Here is an 11,024-nt window from a genome sequence, read left to right on the forward strand (position 1 = left end):
GGGCGGCGACCGGAGGGAGATCTCAGTGCTGAAGGCGTGCCTCAACGGCGGCCGTGGTCCCGACGAGCACCCGGCGGTGCCGGTCACCCCGGCCGACCTGGCCGCCGACGCGGCCCGCTGCGTGGGGCTCGGCGCCGGGGCGGTGCACGTGCACCCCCGGGACGCCGCCGGCCGCGAGTCCCTGCACCCGTCGGTGATCGCCGCCGCGCTGGACGCGATCCGGGCCGCCAACCCGGGGCTGCCGGTCGGGGTGAGCACAGGTGCGTGGATCGAGCCGGATCCGGCCGCCCGGGTGGCGGCGGTCCGGGCCTGGACGGTCCTGCCGGACTTCGCCTCCGTCAACGCGCACGAGCCCGGCGCGGAGGAGGTCGCCGCGGCGCTGCACGAGCGGGGCGTCGGCGTGGAGGCGGGGCTCTGGACGTGCGACGCGGTCGAGTCATACAAGGGCTGGCGGGTGCCGGCGATGCGGATCCTGGTCGAGTGCATGGCCGAGGATCCGGCGGTGGCCCTGGCCGACGCCGCCGACATCCTCGCCGCGTTGCCGTCCCCGGCGGCCGGGGCTCCGCCGGTGCTCCTGCACGCCGAGGGCCCGGCGACCTGGCCGGTCCTCGCCGAGGCGGTCCGTCGGGGCCTGCACAGCCGCATCGGCCTGGAGGACACGCTGCGGCTGCCCGACGGGGAGCTCGCGCCCGGCAACGCCGAACTGGTGACGGCGGCGGTGGCCGCGGGTGCTCGCTGACTCTGCCTGAGCAGGGCCGATGCGGCGTGCGCTACGGCGTCGTGCCCGGCTTGTCCGCCGATGTCCGCCGCCAGGTCAGCGCACCGTGACGTGACAACTTCTCTCCGTTCGGGGGGTTTGATCATGAGTTCTTGACCAGACCACCCCGGGAGACCTAGCCTCGCCATACAGGCTCACATTGCCCGACCAGCGCAGGCTAAGCGCACAACATAGATCGCGTAACGGAACAGCATCACTTTGGCCGATCCGTCGGCCACTGGCGGCAGCTTCGGACAGGCCGGTCCGGGGCTGGCGCGACAACTGCACCTGGCCGACGGCGATGCCCCGCATGGGCACCGCCGACGGCAACCTACCCACGGCCAGTCGCTCCGGTCGGGCGTCCACAGCCGCAGGGGTGCGTGCCCAACCGGCACCGTCGCTGCGGTCCCGACGTTCAGGGGAGGCGGCCATGGCGAGGCGGCGCAGGTGCACCGGGGTGCCGACATGAGCGGGCCGCACGTCGGGCCGGGCCCCGAGGGCGCCGGGGCGAACGGAGCCCCGGCATGAGCGGGTTCGACGTCGTGATCCTCGCGCTGGTGCTGGTCCTGACCGTGGTCGTGCTCGGGGCGGTGCTGTTCGGCGTACGGATGCTGCGCCGGCTCGGCGCGGCGCCGGCACCCGAGGATCCCGCGTTCATCGCCGAGAAGGACCGGCAGGAACAGTCCCTGGCCGCGCTGCGCAACGCCGCCGACGAGGCCAACAGCACGATCGACGTGGCGAAGTCCGCGGCCGCGGCGGCCCGCGCCGAGGCCGCCGCCGCGAAGGCCGAGGCGAAGGCGGCCCGCGCCGAGGCCCGCCGGGTGCTCGACGACGCCCGGGCCGAGGCCGACACCATCCTGGAGCGGGCCCACAAGCAGGCCGAGGCGGACGCCGAGCAACTCCGGGCCACGGCTCGGCGCAGCGGCGAACGCGAGGTCGCGGTGCTCGCCGCCACCACCCGGGAGCAGGCCGCCGAGGTGGAGCGGCGGGCGGCCCGGATGGACGAGCGCGAGCGGCTGCACACCGAGGAGGTGGAGCGGCTCGCCGAGCGGGAGCGGCAGCTCAGCGCCGCCAGCGCGGCCCTGGCCGCCCGGGAGGCTGCGCTGGACCAGCGGGAGGCGGAACTGGCCGAGGCGGAGGAGCAGCGCCGCCGCGAGCTGGAGCGGGTCGCCGGGCTCACCGCCGACACGGCCCGGACGGAGCTGATCGAGGCGATCGAGGTCCAGGCCAAGCGGGAGGCCGCGCTGCTGGTGCGCGACATCGAGGCCGACGCGCGCAACACCGCCGAGCAGCGCGCCCGGCACATCGTCGTCGACGCCATCCAGCGGGTCGCCAGCGAGCAGACCGCGGAGAGCGTGGTGAGCGTCCTGCACCTGCCGGGCGACGAGATGAAGGGGCGGATCATCGGCCGGGAGGGCCGCAACATCCGCGCCTTCGAGTCGGTCACCGGCGTCAACCTGATCATCGACGACACCCCCGAGGCGGTGCTGCTCTCCTGCTTCGACCCGGTGCGGCGGGAGGTCGGCCGGCTGACCCTGGAGAAGCTGGTCCTCGACGGGCGGATCCACCCGCACCGCATCGAGGAGGTCTACGACTCCGCCCGGCACGAGGTGGAGGAGCTCTGCCAGCGGGCCGCCGAGGACGCCCTGGTCGAGGTCGGCATCACCGAGATCCACCCGGAGCTGGTCACCCTGCTCGGCCGGCTGCGCTACCGGACGTCGTACGGGCAGAACGTGCTCAAGCACCTGGTGGAGACGGCGCACATCGCCGGCATCATGGCCGCCGAGCTGCGGCTCGACGTGCCGACGATCAAGCGCTCGGCGTTCCTGCACGACATCGGCAAGGCGCTCACCCACGAGGTGGAGGGCAGCCACGCCATCATCGGCGCCGACCTGGCCCGCAAGTACGGCGAGAGCGAGGACGTGGTGCACGCCATCGAGGCGCACCACAACGAGGTGCCGCCGCAGACCATCGAGGCGGTGCTCACCCAGGCGTCCGACGCCTGCTCCGGCGGCCGGCCCGGCGCCCGGCGGGAGAGCCTGGAGGCGTACGTCAAGCGGCTGGAGCGGATCGAGGAGATCGCGGCGGGCAAGCTCGGCGTGGAGAAGGTCTTCGCCATGCAGGCGGGCCGGGAGATCCGGGTCATGGTCAAGCCGGACGACGTGGACGACATCGGCGCCGCCGTGCTGGCCCGCGACGTGGCGAAGCAGATCGAGGAGGAGTTGACCTACCCGGGGCAGATCCGGGTCACCGTGGTCCGCGAGTCCCGGGTCACCGAGATCGCCCGCTGACCGAGGGACCCCGTCACGCCGGTGGACCGCCGACCGGGGATCCCGTCACGCGGGTGGACCGCCGACCGGGGATCCCGTCACGCGGGTGGACGGCTCACGGTGCAACGCGAAGGGCCGGCCCGAGATCGGGCCGGCCCTTCGTCGTGGGTCGGGATCAGACGCCCTGAGCGCCGCTCTCGGCCTGCGAGATGAGCGCCGCCGGGGGCGGGTTCTGCGCCGGGGTGCCGGCGGTCTTGCGGCCCCGCGACATCCGGCGCTGGACGTACTGGGCCAGCTTCGACAGCGAGTAGTTCACCAGGATGAACATCACCGCGATCACGACGTAGACCTGGATCGGGTTGTCCAGCACGCCGATGATCTGCTTGCCGATGTTCAGGGTCTCCTCGTAGCTGATGATGAAGCCGAGCGAGGTGTCCTTGAGCACCACCACGAGCTGGCTGATCAGCGCCGGCAGCATGATGCGGAACGCCTGCGGCAGCAGGATCATCCGGGTGGTCTGCATCGGGGAGAGGCCGATCGCGGCCGCCGCCTCCGCCTGCCCGCCGGGCAGGCCCTCCATGCCGGAGCGGAGGATCTCGGCGATGACCACCGAGTTGTAGACGGTCAGGCCGATGACGAGATACCACAGGTTGTCGAAGGTGACCCCGAACTCGGGGAAGCCGCGGGCCACGAAGAAGATCGTGATGACCACGGGCAGGCCCCGGAAGATCTCGACGCAGACGCGGGTGACCGCCGACAACAGCGTGCTCAGCCCGCGCAGCAGGTAGGAGACCGGAGTGGCCATCCCGGTGAAGCGGCGGCGGGTCAGGCTCTTGAGCTGGATCCGCAGCACCGCGAGCAGGGTGCCGACCACCAGCGAGGCGACGATCGCCAGGACGGCGGCGGTGAGCGTGTTCTTGAGGCCGAGGCCGATCCGGTCCCACACCAGGGAGAAGTTCTCGTTGGAGGGGTCGATCAGCGGACCCCACAGCTCCATCGAGAACTGGCCCTTGGCGTCCAACGGCTTGTAGATCAGGAAGTACGCGCCCACGAGCAGCAGCACGGTCGCCACCACGCTGGTGACGAGGGTGATCCGGCGCTGCCGGGGGCCGGGGATGTCGTAGAGGACGCTCTGCTGGCTCATCGGGCCACCGCCTGTCGCTTCTCGATCCGGTCGAGGAGCGCGCCGAGGGGGACAGTCATGATCAGGTATCCGATCGAGATGCCGATGGCGACGGGGACGAAGGCGTAGCCGTCGGCCGAGGTGAGCTGGTCGGCGGTCTGCGAGAGGTCGCCGACGACGCCGAAGAAGCCGATGAGGGCCGAGTTCTTGATCATCGCGATGATCACCGAGCCGAGGGGCACCACCGAGGCCTTCCAGGACTGCGGCAGCACCACGTACCGCAGGTTCTGGCCGAAGGTGAGGCCGAGCGACCGGGCGGCCTCCGCCTGGCCGGCGGGGACGGCGTTGACGCCGGAGCGCAGCGCCTCGCAGACGAACGCGGCGGTGTAGAGCACCAGCGCGATCAACGCGAGGCGGAAGTATGGCAGGTCGGTGTCGAGCCTGCTGAACACCGCGTCCAGGCCGGGGATGCGCAGGAAGTCCGCGTTGGAGCCGAGCGCCGGCAGGCCGAACGCGGCGAAGAACATCACCACGGTCAGCGGCATGTTCCGAAAGACGTTGACGTAGCCGGTGCCGAGCGCCCGCAGCGGCGGCACCGGGGAGATCCGCAGCACCGCCACGACGGCGCCCAGGATCAGGGCACCGATCGCGGCGAGTACGCAGATCTGGAGGGTGAGCCAGAAACCACCCGCGAAGACGTCGAACTTGTCGATGAGCACACTCACGGGTCGGTCTTCCTCCCCACCCTCCAGATTGAAGGAATTAGATCAGTAGCGGTTGACGGTGGGCGCGGAGCCCAGCTGGGCGCCGAACTTGCCGGCGGTGTCGTCCCAGGCCTTCTTCCAGCTGCCGTCGGTGTACGACTTCTCCAGGATGTCGTTGATGAAGTTGCGGAAGTCGGTGTCGTCCTTCTTCACCCCGATGCCGTACGGCTCCTTGGTGAAGTTCTCACCGGCCAGCTTGAAGGACGCCTCGTCCTTGGCGATGTAGCCGAGCAGGATCACGTTGTCCGTGGTGACAGCGTCGACCTGACCACCCTTGAGGGCGTCGCGGCACTTGTCGTAGGTGTCGAAGAGCACCAGCTGGGTCGCGACGTCCTTGACGTACTTCTTGATCTCCTCGGCGGGGGTGGAGCCGGTGACCGAGCAGACCTTCTTGGTGCCGTCCTTGAAGGAGTCCGGCCCGGTGATCGTGGCGTCGTCCTTCTTGACCATGATGTTCTGGCCGGCCTCGTAGTACGGCCCGGCGAAGGAAACCCGCTCCTTGCGCTCATCCTTGATCGTGTAGGTGGCCACGACCATGTCGACCGTGCCGTTGGAGATCACGTCTTCGCGGACCTTGGACGGCGTCTCGACCCACTCGATCTTGTTCTCGGGGATGCCGAGCTCCTTGGCGATGATCTTTCCGACCTCGACGTCGAAGCCCTCCGGCTTGCCCGACAAGCCCTTCTGGCCGAAGCCGGGCTGGTCGAACTTCGTGCCGATCTTGATAGCCTGGGCCTTGTTCAGGCGCTCCATGGTGCTGCCGGCGGCAAATGACTTGCTGCCGGCGCCGGTGCCCTTGTCGGCGTCGTCGCCACCGCAGGCGGTCATGCCGAGCGCCAGGGTGGCGGCCGCGGCGAGCGCCGCTACGCGCGTGATACGCATACTCATCTCCTTCTTCGACGGAACCGCCGGGGGACGGCGCGCTCCAGGTACGGACGCCTAGTGCGTGAGGATCTTGGAGAGGAAGTCCTTGGCCCGCTCGCTGCGCGGGTTGGCGAAGAACTCGGCCGGCGGGGCGTCCTCGACCAGCTGGCCGTCGGCCATGAAGATGACCCGGTTGGCCGCGTGCCGGGCGAAGCCCATCTCGTGGGTCACCACGACCATGGTCATGCCCTCGCGGGCCAGCGAGGTCATCACGTCCAGCACCTCGCCGACCATCTCCGGGTCGAGCGCGCTGGTCGGCTCGTCGAAGAGCATCGCCTTGGGCTGCATGGCCAGCGCCCGGGCGATCGCGACGCGCTGCTGCTGGCCGCCCGAGAGCTGGGCGGGAAACTTGTCGGCCTGGTTGGCGATGCCGACCCGGTCGAGCAGGGCCAGGCCGCGCTCGCGGGCCGCCGCCGGCTTCTCCTTGCGGACCTTGACCGGCCCGAGGGTGACATTCTCGAGGATCGTCTTGTGCGCGAAGAGGTTGAACGACTGGAACACCATGCCGACCTCGCTGCGCAGCTTCGCCAGCGCCTTGCCCTCGGCCGGCAGCGGCTGCCCGTCGAAGGTGATGGTGCCGGAGGTGATCGGCTCCAGCCGGTTGATGGTGCGGCAGAGCGTCGACTTGCCGGAGCCGGACGGGCCGATGACCACGACCACCTCGCCGCGCCCGACCGACAGTGAGACGTCGTCCAGCACGTGCAGCGGCCCGAACCACTTGTTGACCGAGTCCAGCACGATGAGCGGTTCGCCCGTCGTCACGTTCGTCCACCATCCCTGTCGTCGCGCGGGGTCGGTTGACCCCCGGTTGGGCAACTGTAGGCGGGGGGATGTGGCGGTACGCAACCTGGTTGGTCACGGAGCGGTAACACCGTTTCCGGTCGGGGCCGAGAGTCGGATTTTGACCACGAAACCGACCGCGCGGTGGCGCGGCCGGGGATGGTGTGGAGATCATGTGGGATGACCGAACCGGTGCGGCTGACCCGGTACGCCCGCGGCGGCGGATGTGCCTGCAAGATCCCCCCGGGCGAGCTGGAGGCGATGGTCGCCGGCCTCGGCCCGGCCACCGGCACCGCCGAGCTGCTCGTCGGGCTCGACCACGGTGACGACGCCGCGGTGGTCCGGCTCGACGAGCGGACCGGCCTGGTCACCACCGCCGACTTCTTCACCCCGGTCGTCGACGACGCGTACGACTGGGGCCGGATCGCCGCGACCAACGCGCTCTCCGACGTGTACGCGATGGGCGGCACCCCGCTCGTCGCGCTCAACCTGCTCTGCTGGCCGCGTGACGTGCTGCCGCTGGAACTGGCCCGGGAGGTGCTGCGCGGCGGGCAGGATGTGGCCCGGGCCGCCGGCTGCCACCTCGCCGGCGGGCACAGCGTCGACGACGACGGCCCCAAGTACGGGCTCGCCGTCACCGGGGTGGTACGCCCCGACGAGCTGATCACCCTGGACGCGGGCCGGCCCGGGCTGCCACTGTCGCTGACCAAGCCGCTCGGCGTCGGGGTGCTCAACACTCGACACAAGGCCACCGGCGAGAGCTTCCCCGAGGCCGTCGCCGCCATGACCACCCTCAACCGGGACGCCGCCCGGGCCGCGGTGGCGGCCGGCATCCGCTGCGGCACCGACGTGACCGGCTTCGGTCTGCTCGGGCACGCCGCCAAGCTGGCCCGGGCGAGCCGGCTGACGGTGGCGATCGACGCCGCCCGGGTGCCGTTCCTGCCCGGGGCCCGGGAGGCGGCCCACGCCGGGTACGTCAGCGGCGGCACCCGCCGCAACCTGGACTGGGTCACGCCCTGGACCGACTTCGGCGGGACCCCTGACGAGGTACGGCTGCTGCTGGCCGACGCGCAGACCTCGGGCGGCCTCCTGGTGGCAGGCGAGCTGCCCGACGCCCCGGTCGTCGGCGAGCTACTCCCCCCCGGCAAACACCGCCTGATAGTCCGCTAACCCACCCCACCCCGCCCCTCTCCTCCCCGCCCCGCCCCGCCCCGCCCGCGCCCTCCCGCTATCGCCCTTCCCGCCATCGCCGTCGATCTTGCACTTTCTGCCCCGATGTAACGGGCATCCGGGGCGAATCGGGGGCCGAAAGTGCAAGATCGGCGCACAGGGGCGGGCGCGGGCGTGGGGAGAGGGGGAGTGTGTGCGTTCGTTTGTCCGGCGCGCTGTGCCCGGCGCTCCGCTCGCGCCGCAGGATCTCGTTTGGAAACGGGGTGATGCGAGCGGCGGGGGAGCGCGGGGCGGGGCACCGTACCCGATAAACTGTCGCCTTTCCGCTACTCCGAGCACCGGCGCTCGAGGAAATTTTGCCCGGAATGGTCACAGACCGGTAACTTGCCCCCGGCTGAGGTCATATGCACCCCACCATCGTCATTAAGGCCCGATCCGGAGGCCGGTGGGACGAGCACAGCGAGGAGGCGGCATGACCGAGCTGTGGAACTGGAGAATCGACCAGGTGCGGCCGGTGGAGGTCTACCCGGCACTGGCCGAGGCGCTCGGTCGGGTGGTGATGCCCCTGGCGGCGGCGGATCCGGCCCGGCTGCCGACGTACGCGGTGATCTGCGACGTCTGGCAGGCGCCGGGGGAGTTCGCCACGATCGTGGACTGCTACGGGGTGCCCGACCGGCTGCCCGAGCACGCCAGCATCGCCGCGCTGGCGCGGCTGCTGGACCGCAACTGCCTGCTGCGCGACGACACCCTCGACGCCGGCCGGCACCTGCTCGTCGCGCCCGACGGCACGATCCGGCCGGTGCACTTCGACGTCCGGGAGACCGACGACGGCGAGGTGCTCGCCAACCAGCGGCTCTGCACCGACGCCGACCCCCGCTGCCGCGGCTGGTCGCAGTGCCACCGCTCGCGCTGGGCCCCCGACTCGATCCTCCCCGCGCTCGCCGCCGCCTGACCCGCCCTGGCCGCCCCGGCCCGCGCCAGACTCTGCGCGGGCGGGGGTGCTGGCCAGCACGGGTGCCAACCGGCCGAGGCCGGCCGGACGCCGGTCTCGGCGGGCGTTCCGACCCGTCGGGCGTACCGCCTGGGTAGGCATCAGCTCGGCGGGCGTTCGCCCCGGCCGGGCGCCGGTCTCGGCGGGCGTTCCGACCCGTCGGGCGTACGACCCGTCGGGCGTACGACCCGGTGGGCGTGCGACCCGGTAGGCGGCGGCTCGGGTGTTTGGCCCGGCGGGCGGTCGGCCTGAGCGGAGGCGGTCGGCCCGGTCCGGGGCAGGCGTGGAGTGGCGGCCGGCCCGGCGCCCGGGGTTCAGCGGGCCGGGCCGGCGGAGCGGCTGCCGCGTACCTCCAACTCGCTCAGCAGGGTCGCGGTCGCCGCGGCCACCGCGGCGACCGCCGCGTCGAAGGCCGCGGCGTTGTGCGCGGCGGGCTTGCGGAAGCCCGAGATCTTCCGGACGTACTGCAGCGCCGCGGCCTCGACGTCGGCGGCGGTCACCTCGGGGACGTACGGCTCACGAAGGGTCTTGATGCTCCGGCACACGGCTCCTCCTCGTTCGGTCGGGACTTCTCGGCCCGGATACGCTGTGCGGGTCATGACTACCGCAGCGGCGAGCAGCCCGCGCACCTACCAGGTGCGCACGTACGGCTGCCAGATGAACGTGCACGACTCCGAGCGCATCTCCGGGCTGCTGGAGCAGGCGGGCTACGTGCGCGCCCCCGAGGCCGACGACAACCCGGACGTGGTGGTGTTCAACACCTGCGCGGTCCGGGAGAACGCCGACAACCGGCTCTACGGCAACCTCGGTCACCTGCGCCCCGTCAAGGCCAGGCACCCGGGGATGCAGATCGCCGTCGGCGGCTGCCTGGCCCAGAAGGACCGCGGCGAGATCGTACGCAAGGCACCCTGGGTGGACGTGGTCTTCGGCACGCACAACATCGGGTCACTGCCGGTGTTGTTGGAGCGCGCCCGGCACAACACCGCCGCCGAGGTGGAGATCCTCGAGTCCCTCGACGTCTTCCCCTCGACGCTGCCCACCCGGCGCGAGTCCACGTACGCCGGCTGGGTGTCGATCTCCGTCGGCTGCAACAACACCTGCACGTTCTGCATCGTGCCCTCCCTGCGCGGCAAGGAGAAGGACCGCCGCCCCGGCGACATCCTCTCCGAGGTGCGCGCCCTGGTCGACGAGGGCGTGCTGGAGGTGACCCTGCTGGGGCAGAACGTCAACTCCTACGGCGTCGAGTTCGGCGACCGGCTCGCCTTCGGCAAGCTGCTGCGCGCCTGCGGCGACATCGACGGGCTGGAGCGGGTCCGCTTCACCAGCCCGCACCCTAAGGATTTCACCGACGACGTGATCGCCGCGATGGCCGAGACGCCGAACGTCTGCCACTCGCTGCACATGCCGCTGCAGTCGGGCTCGGACGACGTGCTGCGCGCGATGCGCCGCTCCTACCGGGCCGACCGCTACCTCGGCATCATCGAGAAGGTGCGGGCGGCGATGCCGGACGCGGCGATCACCACCGACATCATCGTGGGCTTCCCCGGCGAGACCGACGCCGACTTCGAGCGCACCCTCGACGTGGTCCGCGAGGCGCGCTTCTCGTCGGCGTTCACCTTCCAGTACTCCAAGCGCCCCGGCACCCCCGCCGCCACGATGGACGGCCAGCTCCCCAAGCAGGTCGTCCAGGAGCGTTACGAGCGGCTCATCGCCTGCGTCGAGGAGATCACCTGGGCGGAGAACAAGAAGCTCGTGGGGGAGACCGTCGAGGTGTTGGTCGCCGTCGGCGAGGGACGCAAGGACGAGCGCACCGGGCGGATGTCCGGCCGGGCCCGCGACGGCCGCCTCGTCCACTTCGCCACCGGGGCGAACGGCCAGCACGGCGAGGACGGCTCTCCCGTCGGGCGGATCCGTCCCGGCGACATCGTGCACACCGTCGTCACGTACGCCGCCCCGCACCACCTCAACGCCGACGGCGAGCCGCTGTCGCACCGGCGCACCCGGGCGGGCGACGCGGCGGAGGCGGGACGCGCCCCGCGTACGCCCGGGGTGCTGCTCGGGCTGCCCACCATCGGCGCGCCGGCTGCGGCGCCGGCACCGACGACGGGCTGCGCCGCCCACTGACCCGACTGTCGGGCTGACCTGACCTGACCCCGACGGCGGCCCCACCTGGCCGCGCCTGGCTGGCCCGGCCAGGTGGCCCCGGCGGCCCTAGATCGCGCAACTTCCGGGAAACAGTGGCCTC

10 protein-coding genes are annotated in these 11,024 nt (G+C 71.7%); 5 read left to right on the forward strand and 5 right to left on the reverse strand.

The annotated features are described in order from the left end of the window. Window positions 1-25: 25 nt before the first annotated feature. Window positions 26-739, forward strand: coding sequence for a 3-keto-5-aminohexanoate cleavage protein (locus tag ACWENR_RS02075; protein ID WP_452275216.1), 714 nt, complete (start codon window positions 26-28; stop codon window positions 737-739). A gap of 542 nt (window positions 740-1,281) precedes the next feature. Beyond that, window positions 1,282-3,048 (forward strand): ribonuclease Y, encoded by a 1,767-nt coding sequence (gene rny, locus ACWENR_RS02080; RefSeq protein ID WP_452275217.1) that lies wholly within the window; start codon window positions 1,282-1,284, stop codon window positions 3,046-3,048. 154 nt (window positions 3,049-3,202) lie between these two features. Here rny and ACWENR_RS02085 read toward each other — a convergent pair whose 3' ends face one another. The 4 genes from ACWENR_RS02085 to ACWENR_RS02100 are packed head-to-tail and all read right to left on the reverse strand — an operon-like array spanning window position 3,203 to window position 6,600. After that, window positions 3,203-4,171 carry an amino acid ABC transporter permease gene (locus ACWENR_RS02085; protein ID WP_452275218.1) on the reverse strand — a complete coding sequence of 323 codons (969 nt, stop codon included), beginning with the start codon at window positions 4,169-4,171 and terminating at the stop codon, window positions 3,203-3,205. Further along, window positions 4,168-4,875, reverse strand: a complete 708-nt coding sequence (locus ACWENR_RS02090) for an amino acid ABC transporter permease (RefSeq protein WP_452275219.1) — start codon at window positions 4,873-4,875, stop codon at window positions 4,168-4,170. Before ACWENR_RS02090 ends, ACWENR_RS02085 begins: the two co-directional genes overlap by 4 nt. Before the next feature lie 42 nt (window positions 4,876-4,917). Beyond that, entirely contained in the window at window positions 4,918-5,796 is an 879-nt protein-coding gene (locus ACWENR_RS02095; protein ID WP_452275220.1) for a glutamate ABC transporter substrate-binding protein, read from the reverse strand. Window positions 5,797-5,853: 57 nt separating this feature from the next. After that, a complete protein-coding gene (locus ACWENR_RS02100) occupies window positions 5,854-6,600 on the reverse strand; it encodes an amino acid ABC transporter ATP-binding protein (RefSeq protein ID WP_452275221.1) in 747 nt (248 codons plus the stop codon). Window positions 6,601-6,798: 198 nt separating this feature from the next. Here ACWENR_RS02100 and selD point away from each other — a divergent pair, with 198 nt between their 5' ends. Beyond that, window positions 6,799-7,788: a selenide, water dikinase SelD gene (gene selD, locus ACWENR_RS02105; RefSeq protein ID WP_452275222.1), complete on the forward strand. Its 990-nt coding sequence runs from the start codon at window positions 6,799-6,801 to the stop codon at window positions 7,786-7,788. A gap of 472 nt (window positions 7,789-8,260) precedes the next feature. Next, window positions 8,261-8,740, forward strand: a complete 480-nt coding sequence (locus tag ACWENR_RS02110; RefSeq protein WP_452275223.1) for a hypothetical protein — start codon at window positions 8,261-8,263, stop codon at window positions 8,738-8,740. Window positions 8,741-9,093: 353 nt separating this feature from the next. Here the strand turns inward: ACWENR_RS02110 and ACWENR_RS02115 are convergent, their stop codons facing one another. Continuing rightward, a complete protein-coding gene (locus tag ACWENR_RS02115) occupies window positions 9,094-9,324 on the reverse strand; it encodes a DUF2277 family protein (protein WP_452275224.1) in 231 nt (76 codons plus the stop codon). A 52-nt stretch (window positions 9,325-9,376) separates the two neighbouring features. Here ACWENR_RS02115 and miaB point away from each other — a divergent pair, with 52 nt between their 5' ends. After that, window positions 9,377-10,903: a tRNA (N6-isopentenyl adenosine(37)-C2)-methylthiotransferase MiaB gene (gene miaB, locus ACWENR_RS02120; RefSeq protein ID WP_452275225.1), complete on the forward strand. Its 1,527-nt coding sequence runs from the start codon at window positions 9,377-9,379 to the stop codon at window positions 10,901-10,903. Window positions 10,904-11,024: the final 121 nt, after the last annotated feature.

It is taken from the genome of Micromonospora sp. NPDC004336 (assembly GCF_053602615.1).